General features: G+C 33.5%; 13 protein-coding genes. 3 read left to right on the forward strand and 10 right to left on the reverse strand.

Annotated elements, in window-relative coordinates; genetic code table 11:
* Positions 1–97 precede the first annotated feature (97 nt).
* The 10 genes from murF to Q8L85_08385 all read right to left on the reverse strand — a co-directional run bounded on the left by murF (position 98) and on the right by Q8L85_08385 (position 15,687).
* Complete coding sequence (murF, locus tag Q8L85_08340; protein MDP1724692.1) at positions 98–1,492, reverse strand: UDP-N-acetylmuramoyl-tripeptide--D-alanyl-D-alanine ligase; 1,395 nt, start codon at positions 1,490–1,492, stop codon at positions 98–100.
* Between the two features lies 1 nt (position 1,493).
* Entirely contained in the window at positions 1,494–2,930 is a 1,437-nt protein-coding gene (locus Q8L85_08345) for a UDP-N-acetylmuramoyl-L-alanyl-D-glutamate--2,6-diaminopimelate ligase (GenBank protein MDP1724693.1), read from the reverse strand.
* The gene (locus Q8L85_08350; GenBank protein ID MDP1724694.1) at positions 2,908–4,692 is read right to left on the reverse strand and encodes a penicillin-binding protein 2; all 1,785 of its coding nucleotides are present in this window, start codon (positions 4,690–4,692) and stop codon (positions 2,908–2,910) included. Before Q8L85_08350 ends, Q8L85_08345 begins: the two co-directional genes overlap by 23 nt.
* Positions 4,689–5,066: a hypothetical protein gene (locus tag Q8L85_08355; protein MDP1724695.1), complete on the reverse strand. Its 378-nt coding sequence runs from the start codon at positions 5,064–5,066 to the stop codon at positions 4,689–4,691. Before Q8L85_08355 ends, Q8L85_08350 begins: the two co-directional genes overlap by 4 nt.
* A gap of 5 nt (positions 5,067–5,071) precedes the next feature.
* Positions 5,072–6,031 carry a 16S rRNA (cytosine(1402)-N(4))-methyltransferase RsmH gene (gene rsmH, locus Q8L85_08360; protein ID MDP1724696.1) on the reverse strand — a complete coding sequence of 320 codons (960 nt, stop codon included), beginning with the start codon at positions 6,029–6,031 and terminating at the stop codon, positions 5,072–5,074.
* Positions 6,028–6,495 (reverse strand): division/cell wall cluster transcriptional repressor MraZ, encoded by a 468-nt coding sequence (mraZ, locus tag Q8L85_08365; GenBank protein ID MDP1724697.1) that lies wholly within the window; start codon positions 6,493–6,495, stop codon positions 6,028–6,030. The genes rsmH and mraZ overlap by 4 nt, the downstream gene beginning before the upstream one ends.
* 557 nt (positions 6,496–7,052) lie before the next feature.
* On the reverse strand, positions 7,053–10,280 hold the full coding sequence (locus Q8L85_08370) for a hypothetical protein (protein MDP1724698.1): 3,228 nt from the start codon (positions 10,278–10,280) through the stop codon (positions 7,053–7,055).
* Positions 10,281–10,434: 154 nt separating this feature from the next.
* Positions 10,435–11,961, reverse strand: coding sequence for a glycosyltransferase (locus Q8L85_08375; GenBank protein ID MDP1724699.1), 1,527 nt, complete (start codon positions 11,959–11,961; stop codon positions 10,435–10,437).
* Positions 11,962–11,990: 29 nt separating this feature from the next.
* Complete coding sequence (locus Q8L85_08380; protein ID MDP1724700.1) at positions 11,991–13,664, reverse strand: glycosyltransferase; 1,674 nt, start codon at positions 13,662–13,664, stop codon at positions 11,991–11,993.
* A 64-nt stretch (positions 13,665–13,728) separates the two neighbouring features.
* Positions 13,729–15,687, reverse strand: a complete 1,959-nt coding sequence (locus tag Q8L85_08385; protein ID MDP1724701.1) for a glycosyltransferase — start codon at positions 15,685–15,687, stop codon at positions 13,729–13,731.
* A 147-nt stretch (positions 15,688–15,834) separates the two neighbouring features.
* On the opposite strand from Q8L85_08385, the gene Q8L85_08390 reads away from it, so the two are divergent.
* The 3 genes from Q8L85_08390 (at position 15,835) to Q8L85_08400 (ending at position 20,323) form a co-directional block, all read left to right on the forward strand.
* A complete protein-coding gene (locus tag Q8L85_08390; protein MDP1724702.1) occupies positions 15,835–19,209 on the forward strand; it encodes a glycosyltransferase in 3,375 nt (1,124 codons plus the stop codon).
* Positions 19,210–19,332: 123 nt separating this feature from the next.
* Positions 19,333–19,797, forward strand: a complete 465-nt coding sequence (locus tag Q8L85_08395; protein MDP1724703.1) for an OsmC family protein — start codon at positions 19,333–19,335, stop codon at positions 19,795–19,797.
* Complete coding sequence (locus Q8L85_08400) at positions 19,751–20,323, forward strand: GNAT family N-acetyltransferase (protein ID MDP1724704.1); 573 nt, start codon at positions 19,751–19,753, stop codon at positions 20,321–20,323. The genes Q8L85_08395 and Q8L85_08400 overlap by 47 nt, the downstream gene beginning before the upstream one ends.
* Positions 20,324–20,328: the final 5 nt, after the last annotated feature.

Consider the following 20,328-nt stretch of genomic DNA (forward strand, 5'->3'; position numbering starts at 1 on the left):
TTCAATAAAGTCAATCCCACTTGCCTTCTATTTCCTATATATCTTAAATATGAATATCAGCTTTATTTAAAAGGGTACACAATGAGCATTTATCAAACTACCCACGCAAACCCTTCAGCGAATCGACAATTAATTTCATTTTCATACTCAATGATCCTTTAACCATGATCACATCACCTGATTGCACTATGCCCGGCAAATGCGCCGCAAGTTTTTCTGAAGATTCCCCATGAAGACCCCGTTTTTGCGCAGGTATTGCTTCAAACAATGCCTTGGATAAATCACCACACGCATAAACCAAATCAATATTTTCAGCACATACTGAACCTGCCAGATCTACGTGAAATTTCAATGCATTATCACCCAATTCACGCATATCCCCAAAAACAAAAATACGTCTACCATTTTCACCAATTTGACTTGATCCTAATACGTTTAAAGCGGCTTTAACGGCAATAGGACTCGCATTATAGGATTCATCAATTAACAGGAATGAGCCCTTTTTGAAATGAATCAGTTCTTGTTTGCCCCGCCCTGATAAAGGCGCAAATGATTGTAATGCTAAAGCAGCTTTTTCAACATCCAAGCCAAAGGACGCAATACTGGATAAAACAGAAAGCGAGTTAAACGCTAGATGGCGTGCATTCGTATTTAAATGATAGGCAATTGATTTACCAAAAATTTGTGACTGAACATCACATTGATTATGACTCATCGTCAATTTCATTAATCTGACATCAGATTCTACATGGGATCCAAAAGTAACGATTTTTGCGTTTTGAATTTCTCGAGCTTTTTGCAATTGTAAAGAAAAAGTTGAACAATCACGATTTAAAACAATAACACCAGGCGCAACTATTCCATCAAAAATTTCACATTTTGCTTTAGCTATTTCATCAATCGAGTCAAAAAATTCTTGATGCACTTCTGCGACCGTTGTAATAATCGTCAAATGTGGTTTTGCCATCAAAGACAAATCATGGATTTCACCCACATGGTTCATCCCCATCTCAAGGATCGCGTAATCAATATCTTCTGGAATGCGCGCAAGACTTAAAGGAAGTCCCCAATGGTTATTCAGCCCACCTTGATTTGCAATGGCACGTGCAACTGACGAGAATGCGATATAAAGCGCTTCTTTAGTGCTTGTTTTGCCAACGCTGCCTGTAATCCCAATAATTTTTGCTTTTGTCCGGTTGCGCGCATAAATACCTAATTGGCGCAAGGCCTGAAGCGTATCCTCCACAAGTAAAAATGGCACAGATATATCATCTTTAGGTAATGTATCTATAAGTAAACAAGATGCGCCTTTAGCAATAGCCTCTTTAATAAAATCGTGACCGTCATGATTCGCACCACGAAGCGCTATATAGATATCACCTTCTTTTAAACTTCTTGAATCAATGGAAACGCCTTGCGCATGCCAAGGAGCGCTACTTTTGCAATTCGTCGCACTTTCTGCTTCTGCAGATGTCCACAAAAAAGATTGCATCTTATACCTTTCCAAGAAATTCTTTAATAATATCAGCGTCATTAAAGGGTATTATTTGATTGCCTACAATTTGACCGGTTTCATTGCCCTTACCTGCCACAATCAGTATATCGCCTGATTTAAGCCTTGTCATACCCTCTTCAATCGCTTTTTTACGATCGGCAATTTCAACAGCTTTGGGGCATGTATTTAAAATTTCTTGCCTGATTTCAGCAGCATCTTCAAAACGTGGATTATCATCCGTGACAATAACATCATCAGCAAATTCTTGTGCAATAGCACCCATTATTGGACGTTTTCCTTTATCACGATTGCCGCCACACCCAAATACTACGATAATCTTGCCTTCTGTATGTTGCTTAAGCGATAAAATTGCATTTTGAAGGGCAACGGGCTTATGAGAATAATCAACAAAAATCGGAGCGCCATCAATTTGCTCAAGTCGCCCTGGGATGGATTTCAACAAAGGTACAAACGGCATTAAATCCTCAAGCGCAAAACCTGTAGCAATCAAAAGGCCTAAGGCTGTTAGTAGATTATAGGCCTGGCATTCACCCAATAAAGAAAGAGTCGTACTATATTCTTTGTTTTTATAAATGATCTTTAAATCTTGACCATGCAAATGTGGATGAATTTCGATTAATCTTAAATCGGCCTGTGCATTTTTACCATACGTTAAGATAGATTGGTTACGTTCCTTGCAAATAGAAACCAATGCATCAAAGCGCTCACTTTCACAATTTAATATGGCGAATTTAGTAGGCTTCATTAATTGCTTAAATAAAAGTGTTTTAGCCTCAAAATATTTATCCATCGTGTCATGGTAATCAAGATGATCTTGGTTGAAATTCGTAAAAGCTGCAGCCTCTATTTCAACATGATTCAAACGATGCTGATCAAGCCCGATCGATGTGGCCTCAATCGCCACATGATCAAAACCATTATGACCAAGCTGCGACAATAAACGATGAAGCGTTATAGGATCAGGAGTTGTTAATCCATAAAAATTATCATTGAAAGGAAGCGTTAAACCCGATTGAACACCTAATGTCCCAATACTGGCTGCTTTAATGTCTTTTGCGCATAATAATTGCTGATATAAGGATACAGTTGAACTTTTACCGTTGGTGCCTGTCACCATCACCACAGATTTAGGCGGCGTTTGATAAAATTTGGCTGCAATTTCAGGAATTTTAGCGCGAATATTGCTAACTTTAATAATAGGTATAGAACAATGATCTTTGTTATTATCAACACTTGTCAAAATGGCGCATGCACCTTTTGAAACAGCTTCTTCGATAAAGCCCCGACCATCTAAAGCAAGCCCTGGAATGGCAAAAAAAAGATCACCCGGTTTTACATTACGCGAATCAGAGGATAAACCCAAAATGTCTGGATCTTGAGTACATGTTTGGTCAACGAGTTTTGACAGCCGCAAGATGAACTCCATTCAATTTTGATCCAGTATAGTTTACCAATGTTCTCTTTAAGATGGAAGGATCATTTTCATCGACAGGCTGTATGCCTAAAATGGGCGCAATTCTTTTAATAACACGACCTGCAAGCGGTGAACCAATCCAACCACCTGTTGCATAACCTGCTGTTTCTTTCGTCCCTTTGGGTTCATCAATCATCACAAAAACAACATAACGTGGCGCATGTATGGGAAAAGCACCAATAAAAGAGGCTAAATTGGCTGTCTTACTATAACGACCATTTTTTATTTTTTCTGCCGTGCCTGATTTACCGGCAACTAAATATCCAGGTACTGCAGCCTTACGACCAGTGCCTTCTAATACAACGGAACGCATTAATTTACAAGATTGCAATGATGTTTTTTCTGAAATAACGCGTTCACCAAAAATTTCTTCACTGCTTTGCTTTTTAACCAAAGTTGGTCTATATAGGATACCACCATTCACAAGCGTTGAAATCGCCGAAAGCATTTGAACGGGACTAACAGCCATACCATGACCAAAAGCAATAGTCATCGTATTCACATCTTTCCAATTTTGTGTCGATGGAAATAAAGGCCTACTTACCTCAGGCAATTCAATGCGCGTTGGTTTAAAAAGACCGAATCTTGCTAAATATTCGCGCTGTTTTACAGCCCCCACATCCATAGCCATTTTGGCGGCACCAATATTGGATGAATGCACAATAATTTCAGGAAGCGTTAAATATCTTTTTTGTCCACGATAATCATGGATTTGTTGTCTACCAACTGTAATAGGATGGCTCGCATCATATCCACTTGCAAAAGTGACTTTACCCGAATCAAGTGCCATTGCAGCCGTCAATAATTTTAACCCGGAACCCAATTCATAAACACCTGCCGTATTGGCATTAAAACGCTCAACGTCTTTTGCCAAATTCGCTTGATTCGGATCAAAATCAGGCAATGAAACCATGGCCACAATTTCACCCGTTTGCACGTCCATGACTGTGCCCATCCCACCGATTGCTTTATGTTTATCGATGGTTTGAAGAATTTCTTCACGTAAAATATGTTGAATGCGAATGTCCAAGGATAATTGCAAGGGTTTTGAATTTGTGCGTAAATAATCATTAAAAGAATGTTCAACACCTGCAATACCATTGCTATCCGTATCTGAAAACCCCAAAACATGCGAAGCAAGTGGACCATGCAAGTAAACGCGTTTTTCCGTTTTTTCAAAATGAAGCCCAGGAATACCAAGTGCATTAATATCATGATGCTGTCTAGGCGTTAAATGACGTTGCAACCAAACAAAGCGTTTATTTTCAACACTTAATTTCGCTTCAATTTCAGCAAGACCTAATTCAGGCAGCAAACTCACCAATTGTTTCGCGGATTCTTTAGGATCAATAATTTCGCTTGGATCTGCATATAAAGACGCTGTAAACAAAGATGTCGCAAGCACGATCCCATTACGATCAACGATTTCACCACGTTTTGTTTGCAACGTCGCTTTTTCGCTTTCTTCTTCGCCTGTTTCAAGAGAAGCACAAAATTGTGTTGGCTTGTATTTAATAATCGTCAAATCAGCAACACGTAAAACCATTAAACCAAAAAGAGCAATAAAGAATAAATTTAAAATAAATATCCGTGAATGGGCCGTTTCCACAAATTCAGGCAAAATACCCTGCATTCGCGGATGAGAATCGTCCGATTCATGATGATTATTATTGCGTAAATGCTCCATTAACTTCTGTATCATGATTTCAACGTAACGTTAGTTGTTTTAGACTGCAATTTTTGTGCCATATTTGAAGATGTATTTTGTGCAAAAGCCGCGTCATTATCTTTTTGATTTATAATTGATTTTTCGGGAATATCTGAAAGCGTCACAAGTTGTTTAGGCTCCGTTGGTGTTAATTTCAAAAATTGTGCATTGAGTTGTGTTAATCGTTGAGGATCTGTCAAATGACCCCATTCCGCATCTAAAACTTCGATGCATTCTTGTGTTTCGATAATGTCGTATTTAATGCATTGAATAGCATCTTCTAAAACTTGTACTTCATGCTTGAAGTGAAAAAGGGCTGAGCATAAAAAAAGAGGGAGACTTATCCACAAAACTAATGATTTTAGCATGAGGATTAATCTCCCTTAAGTTTAGATGCCGAAGCATCTATGCGCATCCCAGCTCTGAGACGCGCGGAGGAAGACCGTGAATTCGTTTTAATTTCAGCAAATGTTGGCTTAACAGCTTGCTTGGTTAAAACTTTAAAAGTAGATTCAGCTTTTTCTTGATTTAAAATAGGCGTAAAGCGCGACACATTAGGAATATTGCCTGATTTTGTTTTCAAGAAATGTTTTACAAGTCCATCTTCCAAAGAATGAAATGACACAACAACCAAACGACCATTAGACGCTAGTCTTTTTTCTGCAGCCACCAAGACTTTAGTGATTTCATCTAATTCATTATTTACAACAATACGAATGGCCTGAAAAGAGCGCGTTGCGGGATCCAAACCATCTTTACTTTTAGGCACAAGACGACGAATCACTGAGGCCAAATCATTTGTTGTTTCAAAAGGTGTTATCACGCGACGTTTAACAATTTCTGACGCAATCCGTCCTGCAAATCGTTCATCGCCATAGGTTTTAAGAATAAATTTAAGCTCTTCAACACTTGCTGAATTCACAAGATCTTTAGCGCTTATGCCAGAATTTCCCATACGCATATCTAAAGGGCCATTAAAACGGAAGGAAAAACCACGTGCAGGATCATCAATTTGGAAAGATGACACACCTAAATCCAGAACAATACCATCGATTTTGTCGATATGCGCTTGATCTAAAAGCTGCTCTAAATCGCCAAAACACCCTTCAAGCATTTGAAAGCGATCTTTATATTGTGTTTTGAATTCCTGTCCACGTAAAACAGCCGCAGGATCTCGATCAATGCCAATAACTTTACAATCAGCTTTTTCTAAGATCGCACGTGCATAGCCCCCGCCCCCAAACGTACCATCCACATAGGTTTCGCCTGCCTGAGGATCAAGATATTGAATAACCTCATCAAGCATAACGGAAAGATGACCTAATTGCGTCATGACGCACCTCCATTTGGCTTAGACAGCTTCAATGTAAGGTTTTGGTCTTTCACTTTGGCCCGTGCTTCGTTTTGATAGATTTTAAAGGCTTCAGGCTCCCATATCCGAAAAACAGGGCCTGCCCCCACAAAAAGAACACGTTCTGTAATATTGGCATGATCTAAAAGATGCTGCGGCACAGTAATACGCCCATCACTATCCAGATTTAATTGATGCGCATCGGCAAAAATAGTGGCAGCGAGATCATCTTGCGCATCTGAAAAAAGATCCAATGAATCAATCGATTGGCTCAATGTTTCCATACGATCCATGCCACAGCCTTCAAGAGCCTGACTTTTATGAGATCTGAAAAGGACAACGCCATTAAAAAGAGGAATCGGCAAAGCAGCACGGAAGGATGCAGGCACTGAAACCCGTCCTTTGCGGTCTAATTTGTTTTCATATGTCGATAAAAACAATGCCATGTGCTTGAAACTCTAACCAAAAAAGAAATATGTACTCTATATGGGATAGCATGGGATAGCATGGGAGTCAATGGGAAAACAATAATAGAATGACTATTCTTAAATAATGTTGTTTTTAAATCAAGATAAAAAAACGATTTTTGAAAAGATTAAAGCACAAAAATTACAATCCTGCATTTTGTTCTCTTTTTGTTCTAAAAAACAAACAATCAAAATAGGATTAATAGACATTGATAATTTAAAAATACTAAAGAATTATATATAACTTAGAAGTTAGTGTATTGAAAAATATAAGTTTCCCATCGTTATAAAGAGAAAAACCCTGAAAAAATCCATAAAAATTATTATCCTACCTCAATTCAGAATTAAAATTTTTTAAAAAAACCTAAAAACAATGCCATTAGATGCGCCCAAACTTAAAAAAAGGGACACGTTACAATCTAGTTAAAATTAATATTTTAGATCGCCACACCAATAAAGTGGCTCGCGATGACGAAACTATTGAGTTTCCAAAGATTATCACAAATTAATCCGGAACTCAGGTTAAATTAAACCCCTTAAGAAAAACTCTTATGCATCCTTAAAGCTGCATCACTAATATTTTTCAATCTAGCTCTTTGAAATTTATCTATTTTTTTCTTGGATAAATTTAGAAGATCTTCACGTAATTCAGCATAATTACCTGTATATTCTAAATCTGCTTTTAATTTTTTGACTACATTTCTCCAATCATCTTGGGTAATCACAAAAGCTTCTGACAAAATTTTATCAATAAATCCCAGAATTTTTTGTTGATCCAGCGTTAATTCATCAGCTGCCCTTTTATCTGCTTTTTGCTTTTGGTCAATCCTACCCGCTGCATCGCCGAGCTTTCTTAATTTATCCTTTTCATCGTCAGACAATCCATTTTTTTGGGACAATGTACCAAGCATCTTAGATAACTTAATATAACCAGATTTATACATTAAATTTTCTTTTAATTTTTTAACCAAACTTTCCCAATCTATCTCTGAACCTGTCATTGATACCGATAAAAATGTACGGACAGCCTCTAGCATCTTTTGCTGAGGAGAGGTTAGCTTGTAATCTACATTTTGCTTTGTATAAATTCTTTCAGCTGCATTACTGAGTTTTCGTACCTTATCCTTTTCTTCTTCGGATAATTCTTCTTTTTTAGATAAAGCAAGAAGCGCAGCAGAAAGCCCGACATAACTATTTGTATATCCTAAATCTATTTTTAACTTTTCAACCAAGCTTTCCCAATCTATCTCAGCACCTAACATTGATGCTGATAAAAATGTACGGATAACCTCTAACATCTTTTGCTGAGCAGTTGTCAATTTATGATCTAAACTTTGTTTTTTATAAATCCTATCAGCTGCATTACTGAGTTTTCTCACTTTATCCTTTTCGCCTTCTGATAATTCTTCCTTTTGAGATAAAACAAGAAGCGCAGTAGAAAGCCCGGCATAACTATTTGTATATCCTAAATCTATTTTAAACTTTTCAACCAAGCTTTCCCAATCTATCTCTGCATCTGTCATTGGTGCTAATAAAAATGTGCGGATAACCTCTAACATCTTTTGCTGAGCAGATGTCAATTTATTAGCCATTCTTTGTTTTCTATAAATCCTCTCAGCTGCATTACTCAGTATTTTTAATTTATCCTTTATATTTTGATTTACCGCTTCTTCTTTATACAATGCAACAAATATAGAACGTAATCCCGCACATTTCGTATAATTTAATGTCGTCATTAATTCTTGAACAAAGTTTTCTTGATCTTTAAAGTCACCTGACATCACTTTATCTTTTATAACATTCAAAATTTCTTCTTTTAAATTTTTAGCATTTTCATTATTATTCACTAAAGTTGATCCAACATCCTTATCAAGAACTTTATCCGATGTTTTTTTCTGCGCTTTAGACCCATTTTTATTTAAAACAATATCTGAATCTTTTCTATTACGTTTTTTTACAGCCCGTATTGGTGTAACATCTTCAACCATTGAAATAGATACAGGTTTATTCTTAAGAAGATTTAATTGAGATTTTTGTTTCCCACAAAGCCTTTTAATCGCATCGCCGAGCTTTCTTATTTTATCTTTTTCACCATCAGACAATCCATTTTTTTGCGATAATCTACCAAACATCATATTTAAAACAGCATAAGTAACCTTATAAGTAACTTTATGCTCTAAATCCGTTTTTAATTTTTCAACAGCATTTTCCCAATCTGCCTCTGTATCTGTAATAGAAGCTGACAAAACCATACGAATAACTTCTAACGTCTTTTGCTGATTAGATGTCAATTGATTAACTATTATTTGTCTGTTGTAAATTCTAACAGCTGCATTACTAAGCCTTCTTAGTATATCCTTTTCTTCTTCTGATAATTCTTCTTTTTGAGATACATTAACAAGCACAGTACGAAAAGCACTGTACGTATTTTCATAATTTAAATCTATTTTTAATTTTTTAACCACATTTTCTAAGTCTAACGCCGTATCTATCACAGATGTTGAAAAAATTATACGAATAGCTTCTATCACCTTTTGCGGATCTAATTTATTATAATTATTATCTATACCTTTTTTATTGTACATTCTTTTAGCTGCATTACTAAGTTTTTTTAATTTATCCTTTATGTTTTGATCTAATACTTCATTTTCATATAATGCAATAAGCATAGAACGTAATCCTGCATATTTCGTATAATTTAAGGTTATCATTAATTCTTCAATAAAATTTTCTTGATCTTCTAAATCTTCCAATATTGATTTATCTTTTATAAAATTTAAAATTTCTTCTTTTAAATTTTTAACATCTTCTTTTAATATACGTTTCTTTTTCAAAACTGGCTGATCTTCTTGATTTAATGGGCGGCGTTTTCCCAAAACCGAGCGATCTTTTACCTTAGATTGAACTGATTGCTCATTAAAATTACTCTGCTGGTAATGCTCATAAAAAGTTGGATAATTTTCTTTAAGAACTTCCTCTGTATTATTATTTATTGATTGTGGATATTTGGAAATATTAACCAATAAAGCATAAGCAATTGGTGAAATGCCTTGGAGATTCCCCATAACAATCTCAACATCTTTCCTTTCTTTCAATGCCATTTGAGGCAAAATTTTTAAATATAATGTATTCAAAAAATACATATGATCAATTATATTTTCAGAATCAAATTGTTCCGCAAAATTTTTAAGGTCTAACCACAAATAAGGCGCATGTTGCTCTAAATAAAACAATGCTTTTTTAACCGATAAATATGAATCAAATGTTATAGGCAATATAAAATTAAGATATTCAAAAATATGTTTATTTATATGTTTTTGATTATCCAATTTAATTAAATCTACAAATTCTGCATTACAAAAATTTAATTCTTTTTCTGTTAAAGTAAACATAGAATCAATTTCAACATGATCATATTCATCAACATTGTCTTTCTGAGTAATATCATTATCATCATTTAAAATATCTATAAAAAAATCATAAAAATTATCATGATCACTATACATAAGCTCATCATTCAATAAATTATCATTATGTTCTTCGTTATTTTGTGTTGATATATTAAGATTAAGATTTAAATCTAATTCTAAATGAATATTTTCTAAAAAATTAGTGTGATCAAAATCTAATTCTTCATTCAATTCTTTTTCTATTATTTCATCGAAATTATCATCATTTAAATTTACAGCAAAAACATCAATTGTTATTGAAAATAAATATGCAAAAGTAACAAAACCAGCAACTGCTTTTCTAAAAAAGACCATCAAATGAATACCTTGTATGAATAAATAACAAAAAAGACTAAAAATCTACCCAATAATATAAATTATTAATATTAAAATGTCAACAAATAATAACTTTATATACTCATTGTATTGTTTGTTAATTAAAGAACGTACAAAATAATTACAACTATTTTTAATAATAATGATTATCTTCTTGAATAATCTCATTTTGTTCAAATTCAGCTCCTACCCAAGATTTACGCCAATAGTGAACACCAAAAGCCGCAAATGGCGCTTCTTCATTTTCACCTAAAACCTTATCAAAATCCTGAGGCCCTTGAAGACCCTGCTTAACTGGATAAATTAGGTCGGGCGGCAAAATAATATCAACCATATTTTCTTGTCCTATGGCATTCGCTATAGCAAGCGTTGTCATAAAAGGGCCTGTCACAAGAATAGTTGCCCATATACTTTCAGATAATTTTCTATTTTCATCTTTTTTAATCTTCATATAATCAGGCCGCGTTTCTTGATTATAATTTCTTTTAATAAGTTCAATCATTTTTTTAAGCACTGGATGATTAGGACTCGCCGCCAAGAAAGCATTGTTAACAAAATGCGACATAGGTTCTTGTGCTGCAATAAAATGATACATTTTGGCAAGCCCTTTAAGAGATTGTAACGCCTCATAATCCGTATCCATATAAAAACCACCAAAAATGTTAAGTAATGCAACACGCAAAATATCCGACGCCATACCAAATTTATGTTTAACATAAAGGGCATTTTCGAATTCTATTCTATTGTCTATTTGCGACAAAACATCTTCTGTAAGCTCTTTTATAATAATTGAATTATTTTTGGCGAGCCTTTTAACAAGATCTGGTAATAATTTTTTATCTTGTATCCATAAATAATGCTGCCATCCTTCTTTAACAGGATTAAGTTTTATCGAATTCTCCATCCACCTAATGTAATCTTCCTCCATATTCCGAGGATTATCAGGATTTGTGAGCCAAACATGATGCGTTATCAAAGGGATTTTAGGTGATTCATTTAAAATAGTTGGATTTCTATCTATTAATTTTTCAGGCGCATTTTCATCATAAATAACTTGCAAACGATCTTGAAAATCTGAAAAATTAAGTTGTTCATGTTTTTCAAAAACATCATAAGTAAATTTATATAAATCATTATATTTCCATTTAAAAGAACTAAACAAATTCTTATACTTGCCAGCAATTTTCAAATCATTAACTTCATCTTCAATTTCTTTTTCTGAAAATAATTTATATGAAGAATCAAAAGAATAAGGATGAAATTTATATAAAAATAAATTATCCAATCTTTCATCAATTGTAAATTCTATATTCCCATCAATTGTCCATTTTGGATTAATGTAATATTTGATATTTTTTCTAAAACTTACATCTAAAACAAATCTTCTTTTGTCATTCTCATAAACATGAATATAATTTTTAGGAATTAATATATACTCTTCTTTTGTTGATTTAATTGTTTTGTCTTTTATTTTTCTTGTTTTTACAATCACATAAACATCTTCATTAGTGTTATTTTGGATTAAAAACCCATTTTGTGTATTAATTTTTTGAATATATCCACGAAGATCCGTCTGAAAATCATATACTCCCGTTTCAGCCAACAAAGGGAGTGCTCGACATAAAATAATGATCACAAAAAACACTATTTTAATATTCATAACCCTCCCCTCAAACCAGAATCAAATAATCAACCTTTTGAAACCCCTTTGCTCCATGACCCAAGCCAATAATGCACCCCAAAAGCTGTTGGTTTAGAAGATTCAAGTTCACCTAAAATTTTGTTAAAACCTTGAGGTCCATAAAGATCACGCTTAACAGGATAAATTAAATCAGGCGGCAAAATAATATCCGTCATCCCTTCTTGGCCAATGGCACTTGCAATTGCAATTGTAACCATTGAAGGACCCGTTACAAGAATAGTTGTCCAGGTGTTTTCAGATAAGTTTCCTTTTTCATCAAACATTATTTGATTATTACTATCTTTGCGTTTCATATAATATGGACGTGTATCTTGGTTATAATTGCGTTTAATAAGCTCAATCATTTTCTGGAGCACGGGATGATTGGGGCTTGCCGCCATAAAAGCATTACATAAAAAATGTGACATTGGCTCTTGTGACGCAATAAAATTATACATTGTCAAAAGACCTTTAAAAGATTGCAAAGCCTCATAATCTGTATCCATATAAGCGCCGCCATAAATATTCAGCAATTCAACACGCAAAATATCTGATGCTTGCCCAAATTTATGTTTTACATAGAGAGCATCTTCAAATTCTGCTCTATTGACCATTTGAGAAAGAATATCTTCGCTAAGTTCTTTTATAATAATCGATTTATTGCGTGCAACTCTCTTAACAAGGTCAGGTAATAATTTTTTATCTTGAATCCACAAATAATGCTGCCACCCATCTTTAACAGGATTGAGCTTTATTGAATTTTCCATCCATTTAATATAATCCTCATCCATATTTTTTGGATTGTCAGGATTTGTTAACCAAATATGATGCGTAATTAAAGGAATTTTAGGTTCTTCATTTAAAATATTTGGATTTTGATCTATTAAACCTTCTGGATTATTTTTATCATAAAGGTCTTGAAAAAGTTCTTGCGCTTTTACAAAATCAAGATTTTCATGTTTTTTAAAAACATTTGAAATGTATTTATATGAATCATTATAATTCCATTTAAAGGAACTATAATGATTTTTAAATTTTCCAGATGCTTTTAACTGATCAATTTCATCTTTAATTTCTTCTTCTGTAAAAAGTTTATGCTCAGAATCAAAATAATGTGAATGCAATTTATATAAAAATAAATTATCTGCTTCCGTATCAATTGAAAATTCAATATTTCCGCCTATTGTCCATTTTGGATTTATATAATATTTGCTATATTTATCGAGTCTAACATCTAACAATCTTCTTTTAGCATCGTTCTCATAAACATAAATATAATCACCTGGAATTGTTATATATTCGTCTAATATTGATTTAATTTTTTTATTTTTTGTATCAATTTCTCTTGTTTTTACAACGATATCAATTTGTTTGTCTGTTTTGTTTTGAATTAAAAAACCATGTTGCGTATTCAATTTTTGTATATATCCATAAAGATCGCCCTGAAAATCATAGGATTTTAAATTTTGCTGGATATTTTTTAATTCTTGTTTTCTAACATTGTCATTCTTTTCTGCTGATGCAGTTGGTTCTATTGATTCGATAAATTCTTTATTAGGTTCTTCTGCCTCTCCAGGAACATTAGGACTATTTTCAGCCATTGCTGCATCTGACACAAAAGGATGAATCGCCATCGAAAAAAAAGTTAACGCAATCCACATACCTGTTCTTTTAATAGACATAGAAACCCCCCTTTAACTTAAGACAAACAATGGGGCACTACACCCCATCGTCTAGCACACTTAATTAAGCAGCAGGCGCTACCTTAGATTTATCAACCTTAGCAGCAGCTACATCACCAGCTACCCATGATCCTTCCCAATAATGAACCCCAAAAGATTGTGGACGCGCAGATCCATATTCTTTAAGAATTGCATCAAAGCTTTGAGGACCAACAAGCCCTTTGATAATGGGATAGACAATAGGTGAAGGGAAGATAATGTCTGTCATACCTTCTTGACCTGCAGCCAAAGCAACAGCAAGCGTTATAACATAGGGACCTGTTACATAAATTGTCGTTCCTCCATCTTCAAACAATCTTGTCGGATTTTTTGGATCACGCATCGGTTCTTTTGTTTTGGGATCTTTTTTGATCATATAATCAGGTCGTGTGTCCTGATTATAATTTCTTTTGATAAGTTCTATCATTTTAAGAATGACAGGATGGTTAATACTTGCCCCAATAATGGCATTGCATATATAACTGGATACAGGTTCTAACCCTGCATAAAAATTATACATTGTATTGATGCCTTTAAAGGATTGAAAAGCCTCATAATCCGTATCCAAATAGATGCCACCATACTTTTTAAGAATTTCAAGACGCAATATATCTGACGACATACCAAATTTAAATCTTGAAAGTGCATCTTGATACGCATCCTTATTGGTCATTTCTTTCATGAAAGCTTCATCCACTTCCATAATCGTAATATCTGGATTTTGACTTATTCTTTCGACGAGCTCTGGCAATAAATCCTTACTTTGAATCCAAAGAAAGTGTTGCCATCCATCTCTTGTTTTATTAAATTTTATGGTATTTTCCATCCATTTAATGTATCTATCAAACATGTTTGATGGATTTGATGGATTTGTTAACCAAATATGATGGGTAATGAGCGGTATTTTAGGTTCTTCATATAAAATATTTGGATTCTTTTCGAGCAATGCAGTAAAATTATTCTTATCATAAAGTTCTTGAAGATGTTCCTGTGCTTTAACAAAATCCAAACCTTCATTTTTAAAGTCTTTTACAAATTTTTCATAATTACCATTGTAATTCTTTTTAAAATTTGTTTTATCTGCAGCAATTGCTTCAGCTGAAAAAAGCTTGGTTCGCGCATCAAACTTAAATGGATATTTTTGATATAAAAAGAATTGATCTTGCTCTGTATCCACTTGCAATTCAATTTTTCCATCTAAGGTCCATTTAGGATTAAGAAACAAATCGTCGTAATTATTTATTTTAACTTTAGAAATTCTTCTTTTTGCATCATTTTCATAGACATGAATGTAATGCGCTGGAATATCAATATACTCCACTTGTTCTGATGTTACCTTTGCAACTTTTTCTTTATCACGAATTTCATCAGTCACTTCAACTGTTCTTGTTTTAATAGAAATTTCTACATCTCTATCTGTCATATTTTCTATTAAAAATCCCTCATCATGATTAATTTTTTGAAGAAATCCATGAAGATCTTTTTGATAATTATAATTCTCTACTTTTTTTTCAAAATCTGCGACAACTTCATCAGGAATTTTATTTGGAATATCTAATTCACTTGCAGATTGTAAAGGTTTATCAGAGCCTGTTGTATCTTGAATATTGGCTGCATCTGCATCTGAATCCCGCAAGGATTCTTCTGCTCTAAAATATTTTCTACCTTCAAATCTACCATGATTCAAATAATGATTTCTAGCAAACTTCAATCTTGCCTCTTGATCCATATTTTGCCTATTAGCATAATCAAATAAATCTGGATACATGCCAAGATATACAGCAGGATTGAAATCTGTCGGCAACGCCACCTGTAAATAACTTGCTATACTCAACAAAAAATTATCAACTTGTTTTTGAGTTTCAGGATACTCATTTTTAAACGCCATCAAATCACTTTTTAATTTCAAAGGATCAACCCTTGCATATAAAGCCGTTCCAACAAACAGCGAACTCAACAAAGAAAACACCAATATACGCTTCATCTCATTCTCCTTACAAAATTATGCAACTTAATATGATTTTATATTTAAAGTATTAATATTTAATTAAGACACCAAAATAAAATATTTAACGTTTCTTTAATCTATTAAATTTAGAATTATATTAATAAACTTATGGTGGAGGATTAAATGTCTATGTTAAAAACATATATTCTTGTTATAGTTTTTTCTATATTTATATTTACAAATAACATTAATGCTGAAATTTTAGAAATAAAGAATCCTAATATTATAAGCCAGGGAGCTACTGTTAATACAATTAAAGAATGGCTTAGTAAAAAGCCTGCATCAGAAGCTGAAGCTGCACTATATTCAAACCTATTGCCAGATATTCTATTCGAGCAAAAGCAAATAAAACCAAATTGTCTACAGATCCAATCGACAGAAGCAGGACTTGCAAGTGAAGGCATTTTTTTAGTTAAAATAAACCAAAAATGTATAAACATAAACGATACTGATAAATATAAATTACAATATGTTATAAAAGCTACAGATGAAAAAGGTTTAGAAGAAATTAAAAAATTAGAATTTATTCAACAAAGCAATTTATTTAAACAAATCGCATCACCCAAAAACAAAGACCTTCCTTTAGCTGCATTAGCTTTAGAGCCTTTTCATTCATTTAAGCAAGATAATAAAACCAAATATTTAATTATTCAAGATGCAGCACAAGGAAAAGATCTATACAAAACAATCATAGACAACGATATTAAACAAATTGAAACAGCCTTCAAAGAATTTGGTAAATCCAGCGCTAAAATGCATCTTTTAGAAATGAATCCAAAAAGCTTCTTAAGCGCACAAGATCCATCAATTATAAATAACCTTGACCCTTCAAAAGTATACAAAACTATCATTCATGGTGATGCTCAATTACTAAATATTTTCTTTGATCCAGATTCAAAGCGCATCACTATGATTGACAATGAGTCATTTCACAGATCAATGACTTCAAAATTAAGCATTTATTATGACCTTCGAAACGTTATGTATGGCTCTATTAGAGGATTCCAATTTCCTGAAGCTTGTACAACTGATAACTCCTTATGCGATAAAATAAAAACCGCCTATCGCAGTTTTATGAGTGAATACATCAAAGCATTTCCAAAAGAAGAACGCGCATTTGTTTTTGACTATTTTAACTACCTTCTACAAGAAAATTTTATCAAAAAAGCACAAAGCGATAAATCCTTCTCAAACAATACAATAGAACCCTATATCACTTTGACTAAAAACTTAACAAGATATCTTAACACTAATAAAAACAATATATTAGATGGAAGTACGGATGAAAATCCTGGCAAACAATTATATGCGTTGATCATGAATGGTGAATCTATTTCTGTTCAAGAAGCTTTTGCAGCCTTTGGAAAAGCATCAGCATTAACACATCTTCAAGAAATGGATCAAAACACACTATTAAGCAAAACAAACCCGTCTATTCTTGACAATATTAAAAAAGGGAAATCCGAATCATTTAATCCATTGGAAACATATAAAACAAATATCTATGGCAATAGTCAACTACTGAAGGTTTTTTACAATCCTGACTCAAAAAACATCACAATCGTTGATAATGAGCCTAACAATTCACCAAAAACAAGCATTTATTATGGATTAAAGAACATTATTTATGACTCCATCACAAAATATAACCTAGGTAATTTCTGCTTTTCAAATGAAAATATATGCAATAATACAGAAATTGCTTATCAAAGCTTTATAAAAGAATACATAAGCGCTTTTCCAAAAACCGAGCGCCCCTTCATTGCCTTTTACATTAGAAATATGCTTAATGTTCCCTTTGCAGAAAGCGCACAAAATGATCCCAATCTTACAGAGGACACAAAAGAAACATTCATGGCATTTGCCAACAATTTAATAAGTTATATTTTCTCTAATGAATCCATCTTTATAGCAGCTGCTGAAAGCAGCCATATTATGACAGATGATTCGAATCTTAGAGAAAAAGTAGAAAACGACCAATTATCCAATGCATCAGCAGATCAAATTCTTTATGATTTCCAATCTGATCTTCATCCTTTCTTAAGAAAACTAAACATTCAAACATCATTTCAAATTGTAAATGAAACAAATTCAGATGTAGAAGTTGAAATTAAAACACGAAAAATCGTCAAACGAGAAGTCGTTGGAAAAGAAAAGAAAAGATATTCAATTAACAAAAAAGATACCTTTACTTTTGAAAACAAGGACAAAAAATCTCTAGACAAAGTAAGTATAATAACACCTGACAATCTGTTTATTAATCCAAAATGGACAAAAGATAAAAACATAGAACTACACATTAGCAATAGCGAAGATAAGCAATTCTTGTATCAATACAAACCTTATAATTTTGATTCAGAATCAATTCTTTTTACACCAGAGGAGATTGAAGCTGAAAAACGAGAACTCAAAATATTTAATGATAAAAACATGGCTGAAAATCCTGAATTGAGTATTGATGAATTACGCGCTAAACGTCTATACAAAAAATCCTTCAAAGAAAGCTACAACAATAGTTATAAATTTCTTAAAAAAATGCTTCAACACGAAGGTGCAGAAATTCATGCCACACAAGCTCTTTTCCAAAAACTCTATGATGAAAACAATTTTGGCACTTTACTTAAAAATGACAAAAACGCTTTAAACGGAGAACCAAGAATCCCGCTTATTACACATAAAATTTGGCTCACCAATCCAAATAAACCCTCTGAAATGCCTGACAAATACACTGAATGGTATGAAAACACGATTAAATTTAATAAACCTATCGATGGTTGGAAACATATTCTATGGATCCAAGATAGATCGTTACTCCCAAGAACAGTAGAACTCGCTGAAGAATCAGGCAATATCGAGGTGCGAGAACTTACCAATGATATTCTTGATCAATTACAAAACAAAGAAGTCTTCTTGAAAAGCATAGCTCAAAATAAATTTGCGATGGCCGCAGATACATTACGTGTAGAATTACTTAACATCTATGGTGGTATTTATCTAGATACCGATTATGAAGGCTTCCATAGCTTCAAAGGTCTAAACACATTATATGACTTTTACGGTGCCATTGAACCTATGTCACATGTCATTGGTAACGCCATTCTGGCTGCAAAACCTCACCACCCCGTTGTTGAAAAAATGGTTGAACTTATTGGTCGAAACCTATCACGCGACAGACGGCCAGATTATCTTATTCCAAAGGACCCAAAAACCAAAAAACCACTTTATGACGAAAATGGTGACTTCCTCGATCAAAAACGAGACACCATTTCGATAACAGGACCAGGTATGGCAGTTGCTGCAATTGCTTTAGCTATTGGTCGACCAGGATATAGGGACATTATTTTCCCACCCAATGTTCTTTACCCCATTGAACGCGGCAAAGCTTTGCCAGAAAAATATGTTTTGAAACAATTTGGCGCAGCACCAACACAATCCTTTGGTGTGCATTACTGGGAATCCGTCTGGCTTCAACCAAGCATATCAGGCGCTAAAGGATAAACTTTATCGTGTTAATCCCAATGTTCTGCAGACCATAAAATGGTCAAGTACGTTGGGATCCCCCCCTTCCCTTCAAGCTTACTTTATGGCAAACTTATTATTAATAAAGATGGGGGAGAAACAATGACATCACAACACATGTTTCGGATGCATTTGGAATGGGAACCAAATAGTTCGAACAATGATTCCAAAAATTATAAATTACAAGGTATAGGTGACAAACCATATATTATGGCCTCTTCTGCCGCTGCATTTCAAGGCGATGAAAACCGTTACAATCCGGAAGAATTACTTGTTGGCGCTTTGGCTTCTTGTCATATGCTATGGTTTCTATATTTAGCAAAACTTGCCCAAATCACCGTGATTGATTACAAGGATGAACCTGAAGGCATATTAGAGCTTCAAGGAAGTAATGGCCGTTTTACTGAAATAACCCTTACACCTAAAATCACGATTTTGGAGGAAGATAAAATTGAAGAAGCAAAACATCTTCAAGAAAAAGCGCATCAGAAATGCTATATAGCCAATTCAGTTAATTTTGATGTCAAACTTAACCCTCACATCATTGTCAAACATAAAGCCGCTTAAAACCGAAAGGCTTTATATTAGTCCCATTGCATCAGATGACACTGATGATTTTTATCATGCTGTCATTGATTCATTAGACAATCTGTTACCTTGGATGGTTTGGACAAAAGATCCTTTTGATAGAGATTACGCACAACAACTTGTTAAAAGCGCTATTGATTTACAATCTAAAGATCTAGCACTCCAATTTTGTCTAAGATATCAAGACCAAATGGTTGGCATGATAAGTCTTAATGCAATTGAATGGAACAAAGGTTTAAGCGATATTGGCTATTGGGTAAGATCCGCACACCAAAAAAAAGGATATATTTTAGAATCTGTTAAAGCGCTTTTAGGGCTTTGCTTTAATGATTTCAACTTTCAATCATTATCCATTCGTTGTGCACAAAAAAATAGTGAAAGTCAAAAAATTCCTCAAAAATTAGGCTTTAAATTAGATTTTAAATTTCCAGACCTCATTTCTAATAAAAAAAATGAAATAAGTTATTTTTATTCATTACATAAAAACGATTATTTTTCCTCTTGACTTAA

Source organism: Alphaproteobacteria bacterium, from assembly GCA_030680745.1.
GTDB lineage: Bacteria > Pseudomonadota > Alphaproteobacteria > JAUXUR01 > JAUXUR01 > JAUXUR01.

Bases quoted from the DNA above. Each gene is read 5' to 3' on its own strand.
- murF (MDP1724692.1), bottom strand. From the start codon at position 1,492: ATGCAATCTTTTTTGTGGACATCTGCAGAAGCAGAAAGTGCGACGAAT.
- Q8L85_08350 (MDP1724694.1), bottom strand. From the start codon at position 4,692: ATGATACAGAAGTTAATGGAGCATTTACGCAATAATAATCATCATGAA.
- Q8L85_08355 (MDP1724695.1), bottom strand. From the start codon at position 5,066: ATGCTAAAATCATTAGTTTTGTGGATAAGTCTCCCTCTTTTTTTATGC.
- rsmH (MDP1724696.1), bottom strand. From the start codon at position 6,031: ATGACGCAATTAGGTCATCTTTCCGTTATGCTTGATGAGGTTATTCAA.
- mraZ (MDP1724697.1), bottom strand. From the start codon at position 6,495: ATGGCATTGTTTTTATCGACATATGAAAACAAATTAGACCGCAAAGGA.
- Q8L85_08370 (MDP1724698.1), bottom strand. From the start codon at position 10,280: ATGGTCTTTTTTAGAAAAGCAGTTGCTGGTTTTGTTACTTTTGCATAT.
- Q8L85_08375 (MDP1724699.1), bottom strand. From the start codon at position 11,961: ATGAATATTAAAATAGTGTTTTTTGTGATCATTATTTTATGTCGAGCA.
- Q8L85_08380 (MDP1724700.1), bottom strand. From the start codon at position 13,664: ATGTCTATTAAAAGAACAGGTATGTGGATTGCGTTAACTTTTTTTTCG.
- Q8L85_08385 (MDP1724701.1), bottom strand. From the start codon at position 15,687: ATGAAGCGTATATTGGTGTTTTCTTTGTTGAGTTCGCTGTTTGTTGGA.
- Q8L85_08390 (MDP1724702.1), top strand. From the start codon at position 15,835: ATGTCTATGTTAAAAACATATATTCTTGTTATAGTTTTTTCTATATTT.
- Q8L85_08395 (MDP1724703.1), top strand. From the start codon at position 19,333: ATGACATCACAACACATGTTTCGGATGCATTTGGAATGGGAACCAAAT.
- Q8L85_08400 (MDP1724704.1), top strand. From the start codon at position 19,751: ATGTCAAACTTAACCCTCACATCATTGTCAAACATAAAGCCGCTTAAA.